The 17103-nt window shown below is 47.6% G+C and carries 19 protein-coding genes; 14 read left to right on the top strand and 5 right to left on the bottom strand.

Annotated features, from left to right (window positions below):
• The first annotated feature begins 47 nt into the window (after nt 1-47).
• From BUA34_RS12025 to BUA34_RS12015, 3 genes are all read left to right on the top strand, one after another.
• Nucleotides 48-395: a hypothetical protein gene (locus BUA34_RS12025; RefSeq protein ID WP_072829934.1), complete on the top strand. Its 348-nt coding sequence runs from the start codon at nt 48-50 to the stop codon at nt 393-395.
• Nucleotides 396-759: 364 nt separating this feature from the next.
• The gene (locus BUA34_RS12020) at nt 760-1296 is read left to right on the top strand and encodes a hypothetical protein (protein ID WP_072829932.1); all 537 of its coding nucleotides are present in this window, start codon (nt 760-762) and stop codon (nt 1294-1296) included.
• Nucleotides 1297-1313: 17 nt separating this feature from the next.
• Nucleotides 1314-2720 carry a formylglycine-generating enzyme family protein gene (locus BUA34_RS12015; protein WP_072829930.1) on the top strand — a complete coding sequence of 469 codons (1407 nt, stop codon included), beginning with the start codon at nt 1314-1316 and terminating at the stop codon, nt 2718-2720.
• An 87-nt stretch (nt 2721-2807) separates the two neighbouring features.
• Here the strand turns inward: BUA34_RS12015 and BUA34_RS12010 are convergent, their stop codons facing one another.
• A complete protein-coding gene (locus tag BUA34_RS12010; RefSeq protein WP_072829928.1) occupies nt 2808-3986 on the bottom strand; it encodes an FprA family A-type flavoprotein in 1179 nt (392 codons plus the stop codon).
• 216 nt (nt 3987-4202) lie between these two features.
• On the opposite strand from BUA34_RS12010, the gene BUA34_RS12000 reads away from it, so the two are divergent.
• Nucleotides 4203-5870, top strand: a complete 1668-nt coding sequence (locus BUA34_RS12000) for a thiamine pyrophosphate-dependent enzyme (protein WP_072829924.1) — start codon at nt 4203-4205, stop codon at nt 5868-5870.
• An 18-nt stretch (nt 5871-5888) separates the two neighbouring features.
• Nucleotides 5889-6362 (top strand): 2-oxoacid:acceptor oxidoreductase family protein, encoded by a 474-nt coding sequence (locus BUA34_RS11995; RefSeq protein ID WP_072829922.1) that lies wholly within the window; start codon nt 5889-5891, stop codon nt 6360-6362.
• A gap of 142 nt (nt 6363-6504) precedes the next feature.
• On the opposite strand, the gene BUA34_RS11990 is transcribed toward BUA34_RS11995, so the two are convergent.
• Together BUA34_RS11990 and BUA34_RS11985 are read right to left on the bottom strand one after the other, a co-directional pair.
• Complete coding sequence (locus BUA34_RS11990) at nt 6505-6783, bottom strand: type II toxin-antitoxin system YafQ family toxin (RefSeq protein WP_072829920.1); 279 nt, start codon at nt 6781-6783, stop codon at nt 6505-6507.
• A 2-nt stretch (nt 6784-6785) separates the two neighbouring features.
• The gene (locus BUA34_RS11985; protein WP_072829918.1) at nt 6786-7049 is read right to left on the bottom strand and encodes a type II toxin-antitoxin system RelB/DinJ family antitoxin; all 264 of its coding nucleotides are present in this window, start codon (nt 7047-7049) and stop codon (nt 6786-6788) included.
• Nucleotides 7050-7206: 157 nt separating this feature from the next.
• Between BUA34_RS11985 and BUA34_RS15940 the strand changes: the two genes are divergently transcribed.
• The 9 genes from BUA34_RS15940 (at nt 7207) to BUA34_RS11945 (ending at nt 15285) form a co-directional block, all read left to right on the top strand.
• A complete protein-coding gene (locus BUA34_RS15940) occupies nt 7207-7344 on the top strand; it encodes a hypothetical protein (protein ID WP_175545458.1) in 138 nt (45 codons plus the stop codon).
• Nucleotides 7345-7554: 210 nt separating this feature from the next.
• Nucleotides 7555-8427: an LPS export ABC transporter periplasmic protein LptC gene (gene lptC, locus BUA34_RS11980; RefSeq protein ID WP_254794458.1), complete on the top strand. Its 873-nt coding sequence runs from the start codon at nt 7555-7557 to the stop codon at nt 8425-8427.
• Nucleotides 8424-9827, top strand: a complete 1404-nt coding sequence (locus BUA34_RS11975; protein WP_254794457.1) for a hypothetical protein — start codon at nt 8424-8426, stop codon at nt 9825-9827. The genes lptC and BUA34_RS11975 overlap by 4 nt, the downstream gene beginning before the upstream one ends.
• 5 nt (nt 9828-9832) lie before the next feature.
• Complete coding sequence (gene lptB / locus BUA34_RS11970) at nt 9833-10561, top strand: LPS export ABC transporter ATP-binding protein (RefSeq protein ID WP_014545959.1); 729 nt, start codon at nt 9833-9835, stop codon at nt 10559-10561.
• A gap of 8 nt (nt 10562-10569) precedes the next feature.
• Nucleotides 10570-12201, top strand: coding sequence for an RNA polymerase factor sigma-54 (rpoN, locus tag BUA34_RS11965; RefSeq protein ID WP_072829916.1), 1632 nt, complete (start codon nt 10570-10572; stop codon nt 12199-12201).
• 154 nt (nt 12202-12355) lie between these two features.
• Entirely contained in the window at nt 12356-12673 is a 318-nt protein-coding gene (gene hpf, locus BUA34_RS11960; RefSeq protein WP_072829913.1) for a ribosome hibernation-promoting factor, HPF/YfiA family, read from the top strand.
• Nucleotides 12673-13701, top strand: coding sequence for an HPr(Ser) kinase/phosphatase (gene hprK / locus BUA34_RS11955; RefSeq protein WP_072829911.1), 1029 nt, complete (start codon nt 12673-12675; stop codon nt 13699-13701). The genes hpf and hprK overlap by 1 nt, the downstream gene beginning before the upstream one ends.
• Nucleotides 13694-14611 carry an MlaD family protein gene (locus tag BUA34_RS11950; protein ID WP_072829909.1) on the top strand — a complete coding sequence of 306 codons (918 nt, stop codon included), beginning with the start codon at nt 13694-13696 and terminating at the stop codon, nt 14609-14611. Before hprK ends, BUA34_RS11950 begins: the two co-directional genes overlap by 8 nt.
• A gap of 200 nt (nt 14612-14811) precedes the next feature.
• Entirely contained in the window at nt 14812-15285 is a 474-nt protein-coding gene (locus tag BUA34_RS11945) for a TraR/DksA family transcriptional regulator (protein ID WP_072829907.1), read from the top strand.
• 103 nt (nt 15286-15388) lie between these two features.
• On the opposite strand, the gene BUA34_RS11940 is transcribed toward BUA34_RS11945, so the two are convergent.
• Nucleotides 15389-16429: a serine hydrolase domain-containing protein gene (locus BUA34_RS11940; protein ID WP_072829905.1), complete on the bottom strand. Its 1041-nt coding sequence runs from the start codon at nt 16427-16429 to the stop codon at nt 15389-15391.
• A 314-nt stretch (nt 16430-16743) separates the two neighbouring features.
• Nucleotides 16744-17058, bottom strand: a complete 315-nt coding sequence (locus BUA34_RS11935; RefSeq protein WP_072829903.1) for a hypothetical protein — start codon at nt 17056-17058, stop codon at nt 16744-16746.
• Nucleotides 17059-17103: the final 45 nt, after the last annotated feature.

The following is a 17103-nucleotide window of genomic DNA, read 5'->3' as shown; positions in this document are numbered from 1 at the left end:
CTTAGAATGGATATTATTAGGTGGATTTAATTACAAGGAGTTTGACCATGAAAACGAATAGCTTTTTAGTCGGTGCCATTCTCGGTGCTGCTGCGACAGTTGCGATTACAAAGAAGTTTTTTAAGTGCTGTTCTTGCGATGAAAACGAAACTTGCGATAATCCGGTTATCAAGGATGCCGACGATGCCGTCGAAAAGCTCCGCAATTCCGTGGACAGCCTCCGCAAAGAGCTGAACAGCCGCATCGAATCCGAACAGACCTACGCCGCCAAGTGCGAAGACCTCAAGGATCAGGTGGCCAAGCAGAACGCAGAAATCAACAATCTCAAGAACATCTGCGAAATGCAGGACAGCCGCAACAAGAAACTCGAAGACGAACTCGCCAGCAAGAAGTAATTAGCGAACGTCCCTGCTAACGTCATTGCGAGGAGCAAAGCAAGCCTGCCACGAGCAAAGCTACAAACGTCATTGCGAGGAGCAAAGCGACGAAGCAATCTATGAAATTTGTCATCCTGAAACCCGTAAGGGTTGAAGGATCCAGTCACATTGTTTAATGAAAAGTCGGCCTCCGCCGACTTTTTTTGCATCTTGTCATGCAACACACTTTCTCATTGTCACCCCGCACTTTGTTGCGGGGTCACCATCTTGTAAAACGAAAAAAACACAATTTTATTTTACATACTAATTCATTTAGAACGTCACATCTCTTGAGTTTGATTTTGTAGGTTGCTTTTATAAAATCAATTTGGGAGGTGTTTGTATGAATATCTTGAAAACCGTAGTATTGTCGTTATATGTTATTTTATGCGTTGCATGCTCGGATAAAAATTCTAGTGAAGAAAAAGTATTGCTGACGGAATCCATTCCCGTGACGTTCTCCGGTATTGTGTATGGTGAACTTAGCGAAAATGGATTTGTAAATCCCATATATCCTAAAATACCATTGATGGATTCTATTCCCTCTGCTTTGGAAAGATCGACGCTTATAAATAGACGTTTGTCGAGAGTCATCAAGGCCTATGTGATTAAAAGTTCCATGACCGAGTACGACTCGTTGAAAATTCGCTTGTCTATGCGAAAAGAAGACAAGACTCCATACGATTTTAAACCGGTGAATTTCGTGCTTTATAGAAATGGCGAAGAAGATGGTTTTTATGTATTCCAGACGATGACAAATTCAAAAGGCAAGCCGTTGCTGTTTTCGAAAAACGAAAATGATATCGGAAATTTCGATGATGCCGTTGTCTTGTGCATTAAAAAGTCTACGGATAGATTTTACTATGATTTGCTCGAATAGTTGAAGGTTTGACATTGATGAATATCTTGAAAATAAAAATATCGATTTTATGTATTTTCCTTTGCATTGCTTGCTCATTGTTTTGTACAGCATGTTCAGATAAGGTGAAGTATATTTCTTTAAATCGCAGTTCATTAAAAGCCGAAACATGGCTCGAGGTCGAAAAGAACGATTCCCTCAAAATTTGCATTGATTCGAAAGTCCACATGTGGGAAACCTCGTTGGATACCGAAATTCTCAATGATTCGTGCCTGAAAATCCAGGTTCCGACGCTTGTCGGTGTCAACTCAATTAATGTGAAGTTTTTTGATTCTGACAGTGCCTATAAAATTAATCTAGTAGTCGGCATGAAGTATTTGAACTTCAAAAATGAAGAAACTTTATATGGTAATGACCGTCGTCAAATGCATGCGTCTGACACAAAGACGGTGTCTGTTACAGGAACTTATCTAGTAGATGAATACCCGGTTACCAATTGCGAAATCACTCAATTAATGTGGGATGAAATTCCCTTAAATCCAAAGGATCATCAGATTGAAAAAGAATGGTCAGAAAGAAAAAAGTCCAGCATGCGTAACGAAAAATGCGATGCCCATGATTCTGCGGCAAATATGATTTCTTTGTATATGGCAATGAAGTATGCCAATGCGCGCAGCATTCGAGAAGGATTGAAGCCATATTATAATTTTTCTGCGACTAAAGATAGATATATAAAAATAATTGAACCTGAATCAGGTGAATATGACGATTCAATAATCAATCCGCGATATCAATATGTTGCAATATACTATCGTGAGTCTACTAAACAACGCAAAGGGCCATTGCATCAATATATCATTATGTCTTATGATTTTTCCAATCATGAAGAAAAAGCAATTCATGTTAGCGCTGATTCAACTTCTGATGGTTACCGGCTACCGTATTATGACGAATGGATGATGCTTGCTCGCGGTGGAGAAAAAAAGGCCAAGCCTTGGTGCAATAATTCCGCTAAAATAAAAGACGTTACGAAATATGCAAGATTTGCCAAATATAAGGAACATGTAAAAACAGAACCAGTAGGTCAATTACTCCCTAATGGTTATGGCCTGTATGATGTTTTGGGCTTGGTGGAAGAACACGTTCTTTTAGAAGATCACAATTGGTTAAGACCTATTGTTGAAGGTTTAATGATAACAGTAGTTATAGATAATAGACATGAGGAAGATATAGAATGTTACCGAAACGACTGTCCATACTGTTTAAAAAAAGGTAGGGATTGTCCGTCTTGTTTGAAGGGTGGAGGCCTTTTTCACGATTGGAAAAGGATAAACTATAGTTATCGTTCTGAGGATCGATATACAGGTTATTCCGGCGGTTTCCGCCTCATCCGCAACATCGGCAATAACGCCAAATGGACCGATGTCAAGGCCGACAAGGAATAACTTTTACTTCCTTCTGCTCTGAAAACGAAAAAGTCGGCTTCCGCCGACTTTTTTTGCAACATGTCACCTCGCACGGGTTGTCTTTGACTACGCTTTCCCCAAATCCTTTGCGAATTCTACAGCAAGTTCTTCAAGCTTCGCGGATGACGTTTCGTCAAGTGCGGACTTGAGCGAGACCGTTGTTTCGCAGAATGTCACGTTCTTGAGCGTGTCGAGAATCTCGTGCATTTTCTTTGCTGCCATCGGAGCCCAAGTGCCGTTTTCGACAATGCCCACTTTGCGGTTGCTGTAGTTTTTCGCCTTGATGTGCGTGAGGAACTTTTCGGCAGCGGGGAAGAGCCCGGCGTCAAGCGTTGTCGCGCATACGGCGAGATGGCTGTAGCGGAATGCCTGTGCGACTGTTTCCGAAGAATATGTGCGGGCTAAATCCATAATCGTCACGTCAACGCCTTTTTCGCGGAGCGATTCGACGAGCTTCTTCGCGGCTTCTGCCGTGTGGCCGTAAACGCCTGCGTAGGCGACAAACACGCCCTGCGTTTCTGGCGTATAGCTGCTCCAGGTGTTGTACTTGTCAATGTAAAAACTTAAATTGTCTGTAAGAACCGGACCGTGCAATGGGCAGATTGTCTTGACTTCGATGCCGGCGAGTTTTTTCAAGACGTTCTGCACCTGCATGCCGTATTTCCCGACGATATTGATGTAGTAGCGTCTCGCTTCGCTCACCCAGTCTTCGCCGAGTTTACCGGAGAGCCCGAACGTGCCGAATGCGTCAGCGGAGAACAGAATCTTTTCGGATTCGTCATAGCTGAGCAAGACTTCGGGCCAGTGGACCATCGGGGCTGCGATAAACTTTAGCGTGTGCTTGCCGAGCGAAAGAGTGTCGCCATCCTTGAGCGTGAGCGTCTTTGTACCTTCCGGGAGTTTGACAAACTGCGGAATGAACGCAAGCGCTTTTGCTGATGCTGCGATAGTGGCGTCCGGGTACTTCTTGATGAAATCGAGAAAACCGCCAGCGTGGTCGGGTTCCAAATGGTGGACAATCAGATAGTCGGGTGTTTTACCCTGCAATGCATTTTCAACATTTGTCAACCATTCACTTACTTTGTGTGCGTCTACGGAATCCGTGACCGCAATCTTCTCGTCAAAAATCACATAGGAATTGTACGAAACTCCGTCAGGAACCTTGTACTGCCCCTCAAATAAATCAATCTCGCGGTCATCCACCCCAACGAACTTAATGCTTTCGCTAAAATCTGAAACAATCATTTTATTCCTCTTTTTTTAATCCTAAACTTGTCATGCCCGACTTGTTCGGGCATCTCCTTTTTCGGAGTTTTATACATAGTTAAAACCTTAATAATATATAACAAAAAATTACTTCTTGTTTTCGCGTTTCTTGAAGTCCGTGCCAAGGATGCGCAAAATAGTTTTTTTCTATATTTGCGTTCGTTTAAAAAACGATTAAAACAAAAAAGGAATATCATGCCAGCTTTTGATCCAAATGCGAAAAAGATGCTGATTTCGGGTAACGAAGCCATTTCCCTTTCCATGCGTCATTGCAATGTGCAGCTTGCCGCAGGTTATCCGGGAACTCCGTCCACCGAAATCTTGGAAGATTACTCTGAACTGGGTGGCTATGCCCAGTGGGCTCCGAACGAAAAGGTCGCTGCCGAAGTCGCTCTCGGTGCCGCTTTTGGACATGCCCGCAGTGTTGTCACCATGAAGATGGTTGGCTTGAATGTGGCAAGTGATGTTCTCTATACTGCAACTTACACGGGTGTCGATGGCGGCATGGTGTGGATTGTTGCCGATGACCCGGGTCAGGGCAGCTCCCAAAACGAACAGGATACGCGTAACCACGCTAAGGCATCCGTTTGCCCGATGTTCGAACCGTCCAACTCCCAGGAAGCCTACGACTTCTTCCGCATCGCCATGCAGACGAGCGAAAAGTTCAAGATTCCTGTCATCCTCCGCATGACCACCCGCGTGGACCATTCCAAGTCCATCGTCGTGCCGAAGGAAGAACTCCCGGCAATGGTGCCGAACTTTGAACGCAATATCGCCCAGCACGTGATGGTGCCGGGCTTCTCGAAGCCGGCTGGCCGTCGCCTCCGCGCCAAGATGGACGAAATGGAAGCCTGGAACGTTGCCGAAGGCCCGAACAAGGTCGAAATGCGCAGCGCAGACTTCGGTATCATCGTGAGCGGCATTAGCTACCACCACGTCCGCGAAGCCGCCCCGGAAGCAAGCATCCTCAAGCTCGGTATGACTTATCCGCTTCCGATGCAGCTCATCAAGGATTTCGCGAAGAAGTTCGAAGGCAAGCGCCTCATGGTCATCGAAGAAAACGACCCGTGGCTTGCTGAAAACATCAAGGCCGCAGGCATCCAGTGCGAAAGCAAGTTTGACCCGATTTTCCGCTTTGGTGAACTCGACGTGAACCGCGTCCGCCGCATTATCGCAGGCGACAAGAACCCGGATCCGGTTCCGGTCAAGGGTAAGCCGCCTATGCTCTGCCCGGGCTGCCCGCATCGCAGCTCCTTCGCAGTTCTCAAGGAACTCGACTGCATCGTTTCCGGTGACATCGGCTGCTACACGCTCGCCGCTCTCCCGCCCATCAGCGCCATGGACTACATGATTGACATGGGGGCCGCTATCGGTATGGGTATCGGCCTCCGCAATGTGCTCCCGCGCGAACAGGCAAAGCGCGTTGTCTCCGTCATTGGCGACTCTACGTTTGTTCACAGCGGCATCACCGGCCTTGTGGAAGCTGGTTACAACCGTCCGGAAACTGGCCATGTCGTTATCATTCTCGACAACAGCATTACTGCTATGACCGGTCAGCAGGAACACCCGGGTACGGGCCGTCACCTCGACCACTCTCCGGCATACAAGATTGACTACAAGGAAGTTGCAAAGGTCGCCGGTTTCGACAACGTCTACGAAGTGAACCAGGTCAAGGAACCGGAAGAATTCAAGCGCCTCGTGAAGGAATCCCTCGAAAAGGACGAACTCACTTTGATCGTCGCTAAGAGCCCCTGCATTCTCGCCCTCAAGAGCATTCTTGCCTGGGACAAGGCGAACAAGGAAAAGGCCGAAAAGGCCCTCGCCGAAGCAGAAGCCGCTGCCAAGAAGAACAATAACTTTTAATAGAGAGGTTGAATAATTATGAGCGTAATGAACGTTAAATTTGCAGGCCTCGGTGGCACAGGTGTTATCAAGGCTAGTGACGTGATGGCCGAACTCGTTTTCGAACAAGGTTACGATGTGAAAAAAGCCGAAGTCCATGGCATGAGCCAGCGCGGCGGTTCCATCGCTTCTGACGTGCGCTTTGCAAAAGATGAAGAAGTGCAGTCCCCGATGATCCCGTGCGGCGAAGCCGACTACCTCGTCGTCTTTGACGAAACGCAGGTTGTCGTGAACGAAGCCTACATGAAGCAGGGTGGCGTGCTCCTCACTCCGGCTGATATCGATGTTTCGAAGCTCGAAAACGTAAAGGCTTTGAATGTCGCCATGCTCGGCAAGCTCTCCAAGTACTTCGACTTCACTGTCGATCAGTGGACCGTCGCTTTGAACAAGCTCTTCGCTGAAAAGTTCCACGAAGGCAACAAGAAAGCATTCATGCTCGGCCGCGAAGGCTAAGTAACAAAGGCTCTCGCCTTTGCAATGTCGCCCCGGCCACTGTGCCGGGGTCGCCTTTTTTTAGCGTTATCCTGAACGAAGTGAAGGATCCAGTAACATTTCAAAAGGACTGCCCCCGCGCAGTCCTTTTTTCTTTATTGTGTTATTTCCCAAACAAATCAGCGTGTGTTCCTGTTGCGGTAGCGGAAAGGATTAGTTCGTCGTTGATTATTTGGTACATCAAAAGCCAATCGGGTTCAATGTGGCATTCTCTAAAGTCCTTCAGACTGCCAACTAGTTGATGGTCGTGGCATTTGGGAGGAAGAGGAATGTTTTTAGATAGTTTGTCAAGGACTGTGACGAGCTTATTTAAATCCTTGCCACGTTTTTGCATGGTCTTGACATCGTGCTTCATTCTGTTGGTGTATTTGATTTGGTACAAACTTAATCCTCCAGCATGGAGGCTACGGCTTCTTGTGCAGATGAATAGGGCCCGTGCAGATTTTCTTGCTTCCGTGTATCGCTAATTGCCTTTTCAAGAGATAAATCTTCAGGGGCGTGGCGTACATCGAAAGGTATGCCGTTCTTTTCGATAGCGAATGTCAAAAAAATGCGAATAGCGGTGGATGTGTCCAAACCCAACGATTGGAACAAGTCGTCTGACTTTTTCTTCAATTCATCATCTACTCTTAATTGCAATGTCGCCATGTTCGACTCCTTTTTTTTATTAAATATACTATAAATGTCATTACAAATCAATACTTTTGATATTGGCTGTAATGAATGTTTTGGTTATCTCTTGAAAATCGCTCCCTTGACTCCACATTAAAGGGATGATACTTTTAGTATGAGGAGTGCGTCTGTTATGAAAAAGATGAAATCAACTTTTGAAAGGGTTATGTCTGACCTGAAACAGAAGATGGCTTTTGAAAAGGAATACGCAGAATTTCTTCAGTCGGAAATTCAGCTAGAAGTGGAACGAAAGAAAATAGAAAATGACTGAAATGAGAGATCCTTTAACTTATGGACAAATTAAAGAAACAAAAGTTGGAAAAGAAAGGGTGGAAAGTAGGGGATGTTGACGAATATCTCGGATTGAGTCCTGCAGAAATGGAGCTTGTCACGAGGAAAATCGCCCAAATTCCCTCAAATTTCCGTGAAAACCCTAAATAACGTGCTTTTATATTTGTAATTTGTGTTTGTGGCACAATTTTTGCAGAACATAAAGAATGCTCTTGCGCCGGCATCTTGCCCGGCGACGTCTCGTTATGCGTCCCACGCATCTCGTAAAGCATCCCGCAAAGCTTCTCGCTTGTGGGGCGTTCTTGCTTGTGCCATTTTGGCGGTATTTTTCCTCGGTTGCGAAGAAATCGAAGAACCCAAACCTTGGATTCGCGTCGAGCGCCCGCAGATGCTCTTTACCGATACGACCCTTCTCGACAGTTACGACAAGGGTGTGCTCAACTGGCGCCTCAAAACCGCTTATCTCGAACGCTGGGCTGACAAAGAAATCGTGACCGTGCGTCCGGTGTTCGTGGACATTTACGATTCCATCGGCGAGCGTGTGGCGTTCTTGCGTGCGGACTCCGGCAGTCTCGACATGACGTTCACGTACGTTTACGCTTATGGTCACGTTTATGCATTGACTCCCAAGGGCGCTTCGGTCCGTGCAGATTCGCTCCTTTGGAACAAGAAAGATAATTTGGTCAGAACCGCTAGTTATGTGCGCGTCGTGTCCGAAGATGGCGACGTGTTGCAAGGGGTAGGTTTTGAAAGCGATGCGCAGTTCGACAACTGGAAAATTCTTTCGAATGTCACGGGCATTTTCCAGGATGCCGCCAAGCGCATGAAGGATGAAGACAAACGACAGGCCGAGGCTGAACGTTTGAACGCTCCGCCATCTTCTTCTTCGCAGGCAGCTCCAGTGGCTAAGCCTGCTCCGGCTGCAAAGCCCACTCCGGTCAAGCCCACTTCGTCACCTTCGCAGAGTCCGAAGCCTGTTGCTCCGCCACGTCCTGCAGCTCAGAATCCCGCCGCAATTCAGCAGAAGCTCCTCCCTAAATCAAATTCGGGAGCGGCCAAATGACGAAGCTTTTTAAACAGTTCGCCATCCTCTCGGCATGCGGCAATTCTCGTCGAATTTGCGCTGGCATCTCCCTTTTGTTGTTTACCGCGGCCCTTGCTTTTGCGCAGTCGTCGCCGCTTATCATGTACCACGCCGACAATCTCGAAGTCGCGCGCAAACGCGGTACGCTTATCTTGACTGGTAACGTCCACTTTGTTCACGATAGTGTCGCTTTCAGAACGCAGCGCGCTTCTTGGAACCGCAACAGCGAAACGGTTGAATGTGGCGGCGGATTCCTCTTCACGCACCCGTCCGGTTTTGTCCGTGCTAGGAATGGTTCTTACCAGAGAAAGAGCGAAATTGCAATCGCCTCCGGCGAAGTGAGCGCAGGTGATTCCGCGGGCAATTACCTCATGACAGGGCAATACCTCAAGTACGACCGCAAGGAGGACATCGTGACAATCCCGATGTCGCCACGCCTTTACCAGTACGAAAAGCAAAAAGACGGGAGCGTGGACACGGTGACGATTTCATCGCGTTCCCTTATTTTCGACAAGAAGAACAGTTTTGCGCAAGCCTATCAAGATGTGAAGCTCACGCAAAAAGACTTGGTCGTCACTTGCGATACGGGTTACTTTAATCGCAAAGATAACTGGCTCAGCATGAAGGGCCACCCGACTTGCGACATGAAGAATTATCACCTCACGGGCGATTCCATTTTCCTTGTGCTCGACGAAACGGGCAAAATGCTCAAGTCCGCACTTGTAATCCGCAATGCTCACGGCATCCAGAACGAAGCGCCCAAACGCGGTAATCCCGGCAACGTGACCGAAGCTTTTGGCGACACGCTCTACTGCGAATTTAAAAAAGGAAAAATTGAACGCCTTTACGTGAACTTGAACGCTAAGGGATTTTTCTACGAGACGGATTTAAAAGACTATCGAAATTTGATGGACGGCGACCGCCTAGATTTGTATTTTAAAAAAGGCCGCATGGATAGGGCTGTTGTTTCGGGCAAGGCGCAGAGCACTTACTTTTATGTGAAAAAAGATAGGACTGTTTCTGGCAAAAACGAAGCGACCGGCGATACCATCCATATCTTGTTCGATGCGCAGAAAAATGCCGTGAAGTCGCTCAGACTCATGGGTCGCAAAACGAACGCGAGCGGGCGATACATCGATTTGGAAAAAGCGAACCGCATCAAGGAAAACGCCAAGAGAGATTCTCTCGCAAAACTGGATTCGCTTTCGAAAAATGAACCGAATGCGAAAAAAAGTTCGATAAAAGCGGATTCGGCGGAAGTTAAAAAAGCGGTCAACGATGGAAAACTGAGAAACCTTTTCCGTCGTAAGAACAAGGCGAAGCAGGCTGAAGAGGCTGCGAAAACGGGCGAAACTGCGAAAACGGAGGAAGCACAGTGAAAAATTTGGTCAGCACAATACGCACCGACAAACTGCGCAAGATTTATGGCCACCGTCAGGTGGTGAGCGATGTCTCCATTCAAGTTTCGCAGGGCGAAATCGTCGGCCTTCTTGGTCCGAACGGTGCCGGAAAAACAACCACGTTCTATATGATTGTGGGCATGGTCCGCCCGGATGCAGGCCACATCTTTTTGGACGATATCGAGATGACGGACAAGCCGATGTACAAGCGTGCCCGTCTCGGCGTGGGCTACCTCCCGCAAGAAGCGTCTATCTTCCGCAAACTTTCTGTTGAAGATAACATTATGGCGATTCTCGAAACGCAAGACATGAAACGTGCCGAGCGCAAAAAGAAGTTGGAACAGCTCCTTGAAGAATTCAAGATTACGCACATCCGCAAAACAAAGTCTATGAGTTGCTCCGGTGGCGAACGCCGCCGTTTGGAAATTGCACGTGCACTTGCAAGCGACCCGTCGTTCCTCTTGCTCGATGAACCTTTTGCGGGCATTGACCCGATTGCCGTTGCCGACATCCAGTCTATCATTTCGGAACTCAAGGATCGCGGCATGGGCGTTCTCATTACCGACCATAACGTGCGCGAAACGCTTTCGATTACCGACCGTGCCTATATTATGTACAAGAGCCAGGTGCTTACCGAAGGTTCTTCGCAGCATTTGGCTGAAGACCCGGAAGCGCGTCGCATTTATCTCGGTGATTCTTTCCGTTTGGATTAGGAGTTTTTATGAATCTTGGAATGCAGGCAAATATTGGACAGACGCAGGAGCAGACGCTATCTCCTGCGCTTCTCCAGTCTGTGAAAATGCTTCAGAAAACTTCGCAGGAACTGGAAACCGCCATCAAGGAAGAAGTCGAAGTCAACCCGCTTTTGGAAGTGGACGATGGCGACTTTGACGATCAGGAAGTTCCCGTCGACAAGGACCCGGAAGAACTTGACCCGCGTGCGGATTCAGATGAATATCCTGATGATATCGAGGACATGGCTCGCGGTTCCTTGGACGATACCGCCGATGTCGATAGCAGTTACCTCGACGGCGAATCTTCGGATGTGAACTGGGATAGCTATTTGGGCGATGGCACATCGTACGATGATGCTCCCTTTAACGATTTGAATTCAGGCGGGAAAGATCCGGACGAAGATTGGGACCGCCCGATCAAGGACGTGGGCAAGAGCTTGCAGGAACAGCTCGAAGACCAGCTCCGCCTTTGGAACGGCACCCGTGAATTGCAGGAACAGCTTCAAGAAAACGGCGTGACCGAAGAGCATTTCCGCAAGTTGGTGCAGTACCTCATCAACTCGATTAACGATGATGGGTTCCTTTGCGATGTCAACCGCGACAGTGCTTCCGAAGCTATGGTTGTGAAGTCCGATGACAAGTACATCGACGAGATTGAACGAGTGCTCCGCGGAGAACTCAAGCTCGAAGACGCAAGTCTCCCGGTACGCGAGGCGGTTCACGTTTTGCAGTCCTTCAAGCCGAGCGGCATTGGCGCCCGCGACCAGCGTGAATGTTTCTTGATCCAGGCATACGCCATTCCGAATTTCCCGAGTCTTGCTATTCGCATTCTCGAAGAAGAATACGAGAATCTTTTGCAGCTCCGCTATGCAAAAATTGCAAAGGCATTGAACGTCTCCGCCGACGAAGTCAAGGCAGCTGTTGCAAGCCTCTCGCGTTTGCGCCCGCACCCAGGCTTCCAACTTTCACATTCGTATTCGCACATTATCAATGCGGATTTGAAGGTTGTCGAAAAGAAGGGCAATTACGAAGTTATTTGCTTCAAGACCAAGATGCAGAAGTCGCTGCGCATCAATCAGACGTACAAGGCGATTCTCATGGACCCGTCTGCATCGAAGCAGGACAAGGAATACGTGAAGGCGCAGCTTGCAAAGGCGAATGATCTCATCAAGGCTGTCGATAACCGCTTCTCGACGATTGAGCTTGTGATGCGTTCGATTGTCAAGCGTCAGCGCGGATTTTTCGAAAACGGCCCCGCATTCCTTAAGCCGATGATTCTCCAGGATGTCGCCGACGATGTCCATTTGGCGGTGAGTACGGTACAGCGTGCGACCGACCAAAAGTACGTGGAAACGCCTTACGGCATCTATGAACTTAAACAATTCTTTACATCAGGTGTGAAGCAAGGCACAGCTCCGGATGCCGAAGAAGTCGGTTCTGCGCAGATTATCGATGCCATCAAGACGCTCATTGACGAAGAAGACAAGTCCTCTCCGCTCTCCGACCAGGACATCAGCGATGAACTTTTGAAGCAGGGAATCAAGGTGGCTCGCCGTACGGTGGCTAAATACCGCGAAAAAGAGCTGAAAATACTGCCCAAAAATCAACGTAAACGGTAGTGAATATTCCAAAGTGGAACGATTATTTCTATAAAAATCAATTTAGTAGTGGACTTTTGTCGCAAAAAGATGTATATACTTTAATTGCGGAACGGAAGTTCCAAAATGTTTTTAAACGTAAATAAATCGTAACATTAACATACGGAGGTTTATCATGGATATTCAGTTTTCTGCTCGTCATTTTAATGCATCGGCTGGTCTTCAGGACCGCATTCAGGAAGAAATGGACAAATTGGCCAAATTTTACCCGAATATCACTAGCGCCTCTGTAATTCTTGATCATGAAGTCGAACACCAGCGTCACTGCGAAATTTCTGTCAATATTACAGGTTCCGTCGTGGTTGCTTCTGCCGATGAAGAAAACATGGGCAAGGCCGTTGATGTAACGCTTGAACGTATCAAGGTCCAGCTCAAGAAGGCCAACGACAAGCAGAACGATCATAGAGCTCAGCCGATTTCTGAATTGACGTAATGGCTGATAGGTTGAAAGATCTAAAAATCCTGCACCGGGAACGCTTCCCGGTGCGGGACTTTTTTATCCGCTACGGCAAAGATTTGCAAATGATGCAGCATTGTCCCGACGAGGACATGGAATCATGCATCGAAGAAAGCGGACTTCACCGCCCTGGCCTTGCCATGGCGGGTTTTACTAAAGTTTATAGTTCCCAGCAGATTCAAATAGTCGGCCACACGGAATGGAATTATCTGGAATCTGTCGGTCCAGAAGCTCGTGCGAAAATTTTTGAAAATTTGTCTGTATTCCGTGCCCCGATGTGGGTCGTGACGCATGCGCAGACTCCGCACGAAGAACTCAAGGCGATGTGCAACCGCTTGCATGTCCCGCTGTTCTCGACAACGCTTCACACTTTTGAATTTTTCAAGATGGCCCAGAGAATTCTCGAAGAATTCTTTGCACCGCACGCCATTATTCACGGAAGCCTCGTGGATGTTTATGGCGTGGGCATGCTTTACGTGGGCGATAGTAACGTCGGTAAGTCCGAATGTGTGCTCGACCTTGTTGAAAGTGGGCATCGCATGGTGGCTGACGATGTTGTTCATATTAGCCATGTGGGCAAGTCCATTATTGGTCGCCCGGACCCGCTGATCCGTCATCACATGGAAATTCGTGGCGTTGGCATTTTGGACATTCGCTCGATGTTCGGTATTCATGCAATCCGCAAGGTGAAAAAGATTGAAATGATTGTCGAACTCCAGCAGTGGCGCCAAGATGTTTCGTACGAACGCACCGGCCTTAACGAAATGGAAGAAAACGTCATGGGCGTGAACATCCCGAAGGTGGTGCTCCCTGTGGCTCCCGGCAAGAACATGACTGTGATTTCCGAAGTCATTGCGATGAATGCCCTCATGAAAATGAGCGGCCAGAACGTGGCAAAGGATTTCAACGAGTCGTTATTGCAAAAGATTAAGGCGAAGGCTAAGGGCGAATTTACCGATGATTTGCTAGATTTTAATCCGCAGAACTGGTCTTTCTATGAATAGTTTGCTGATTAAAATCAAGAAAAATTTTGTTGCAAGTTTAATCTTTATTATTCTCGTGGTCTCGTGCGGGCTTGCGGCTTATTATTTCCATCCGTCAAGCCCTTACCATAAACGCTACTCGTTTGTGGTCAAGTACGAGACTATCGGTACGCTTTCTCCGGGCAACCTTGTCCGTGTCCGTGGCATTGCTATGGGCGAGATTGTTGATGTGAAACTCACGGATGAAGCAGTCTATGTGAAGGCTCGTGTACTTGCCGATGCAAAAATCCCCGTGAATTCGGAATTCCGTTTGGTGACGGCTGGCCTTATGGGCGAACGCGAAATGAGCATCATCACTGGAAACTCTAGCAAGCTAGTTGCCGAAGGTGATACCGTCAGTGGACTTTACGACGAGGGAACTTCTGGAATTACGAAGAACCTTGCCGCCGTATTCGAGGATATTGACAACCTTCAACAAATGATTAATAGTTTTGTTGATTCGATTACTGTGGGCGAAATCGGAAAACGTGTAGACCGCGTTTCAAAAAAGGGTAAGAAACTTATTCGTGTGACAAAGGCCGATGTCCGCAAGTGGAAATCTAGCGTGGATTCCTTGCTCGATAGCTATCACGAAGTCGCCGAAAAAATGGAACATTCTTTGCAGGAATTGTCCGATCGCGGAGGCGAGAGTGCAACGAAGGCAAATGAACTCATTGATCGTGTGCGCGCTTTGATGGACCGAGCAAATGTTTCTAAGGAATCTGTTGTAGCGCTGGTGTCTAAGTTCGACGAAAGCGAAGGTTCGGCAAAATTGTTCCTCGAAGAGTCTTCCAAGGTAAAAGAAGACTTTGATACCTTGATGAAGGATTTCAAAGTGTTGCTTCAGGACCTGAAAAAGAACGGGCTCAAGCTTAACGTAGATATTTTTTAGCTAATAGGGATTAGTTTTTACTGATTCCGTTATCTTAGGTAAAGACTTGTCATGCCCGACTTGTGCGGGCATCTCCTTTTTTTTACCGACTTATCAACATTTTTTTTGAAAAAATAATATTTTAATTGTTCTTTTTTGTAAAAAAAAGATAATTTAAAGCGGTGCTTATCACAGTGTAACTCACAAAGAAGGAGTTTAATATGGCTGAGAAGAAACCCGTAAAGATGAGCGATGCTGATCTTAAGTTTTTTGAAGAGCTGCTTTTGGAAAAAAGACGTGAGCTTGTGACCGCCCAGAGCGAGTCCGAAAAGGCAAACGTGTTCCAGGGCCAAAAATCCCAGTCTGGTGATGGCGGCGATTCTGATGGCGCTGATTCCGCGACGGACTACAATTCGCTCGAAACCAACTTCTCGTTGGCTGCTCGCGAAGGTAAGTATCTTGTTTATTTGGAAGAAGCCCTCAAGCGTATCAAGAATGGAACGTTTGGTATTTGCAAGGTTTGCAACCAGCTGATTCCGAAGGCTAGACTTTTGGCCGTGCCGACGGCAACCAAGTGCGTGAACTGCAAGGAAGAAACAAAGAAAAAGGAAATTCTTGACAACCGCATGGAAATGGCCAAGATGTTTGCTGAAGCCCAGCGCAAGGAAATGCTCCGCAAGGCTGCTGGCCGCTAATCTTATAACAAGTGTGCAAAAAAGGCTCGACATTGTCGAGCCTTTTTTATATAGTCATCCCAGCTGTCATGCCCGACTTGATCGGGCATCTCCCTAACACCTTCTAAGGCAATTCCCCGAAGAATGCGTCGGCGAGTGCTGCCCTGAACGCGTGAATTCTGTCTGCGTTCGGTTCGCGGTGCGGGTAGGTGAAATTGCTGAGTAGCACGAGGGCACCCCCCTTGTCCGGGTCGGCGACGATGCTTGCGCCCGTGAATCCGGTTTTTCCGAAAGCTTGCGGCGAGACTTTTGTTCCCATGAACTTGCTTGCATTCAGTTCCCATCCAAGGGCGGTGCAGGCGCCAACGCTATCGGGGAGCGCGTTGTGGCTTACGATGTCCAGGATTCCGGCGGGGACGATTTGCTTGTCCTCGAACTTTCCGTCCATGAGAATCATCTTTATGAACTTGAGCAAGTCGGGCACGCAGCTGAACATGCCGGCACTGCCGACGGGGAATAGCTTTTGTAGGACCCAGGCGCTTTCGTCATGAACTTCGCCTTGGATTTCGCGGTGGCGGAACTCGCAGAGTTCTGTCGCCGCGATTTCTGATTTCGGGACGCGGGTGAGCGGGTCGTAACCCGAACGCGTCATGCCGAGAGGTGTAAAGAACCTCTCGTTTCCCTGCTCTTGCAAAGTCTTACCCGTAAGTCTTTGCAACAAAATCCCGAGCAGCACGCTGGCGGGGTTCCCGTAGTTGAAAACTGTACCCGGAGCGGCTTCAAACTGGTACGTGTAAAGTGCATCGAGAATCCCTTCCGGCGAAAGGGTTCGGAGCGTTTTCATCGGGACGCGGTAATCCAGACTGTGCGTGAGCAAGTGCGAAATATAAATCTCGTCACGGTAGTTTGTATTGAGTTCCGGGATGAAATCGATAACTTTGGCATCAATGGAAAGTTTGCCTTCGAGAATGTACGAAAGTGCAAGTGTCGAAGTGGGGCAGACCTTCGTAAGCGAAGCTATGTCAAAAACGGTATCTTCTGGGGTGTTCAGTGTGACAATGTTGCTTGTACCGTCAGGGAGTAAGTAGCCGGCAACAGCCTTGTCGAAAATGTCTTCGTCTTCTGCAGTTTTTAAAAGTTCTGATAGCTTCTCGGAAATTTCCATTTTTGCCCCGATAAATATTTGGCGCCGATAAAAAAGGGTAAAAAAAAGGGCATCTCCTACGGTGCGAACACTCGAAACTACTTATCTACAATGATAGCAGCGCCTCGGGGATTTGTTTTTCGCGTCAATGCGCGCCTAAACTGAACCACAAGAGCAACGAGCTGATTTATTCCTGTTAGATCGGGTGTAAAATCCGTGGGATGCCCGCTTATAATATATGTTTCTTATACTCCAAAAACAAGGGGATAATTGCAAAAAAATCTCGGTAAAAATACCGAGATTATGCTATGTGTATTAAATGTATTCGCTTGAGCTTAAACTTGGTTGTCGGCTTTAGGGAGCGCTTCGTCCAACTGGAGCGAAAGTTCCCTAATATCCTTGTCCATCAGGTCGTGATATGATTTGGCCTTGCGCAATTGCTTGCGCAACTCGACAATTTCAGAAGTGAGTTCCACAGCGAGTAAACAGAGCTGCTTCTTCAATTCCAGTTTAAATTTCGAGGAATTATCGAGACGACTTTCGATGAAATCGACGATTTCTTTCAAGTCCGTATCGGGCAGGTCCGTGCGGATGTGGATGCGTTCTTGAGCGACGTTAATGCTGACTGATCTAAGTGTCTCGTTTGCCATATTATTTCATTCCTACGCCGAATGGATCGTTATCCAACAACCACC

This window comes from Fibrobacter sp. UWB12 (assembly GCF_900142485.1).
Classification (GTDB): domain Bacteria; phylum Fibrobacterota; class Fibrobacteria; order Fibrobacterales; family Fibrobacteraceae; genus Fibrobacter.
The sequence above is the reverse complement of the archived record's forward strand: the minus strand, read 5'-3'. Positions and strand labels throughout refer to the sequence as shown.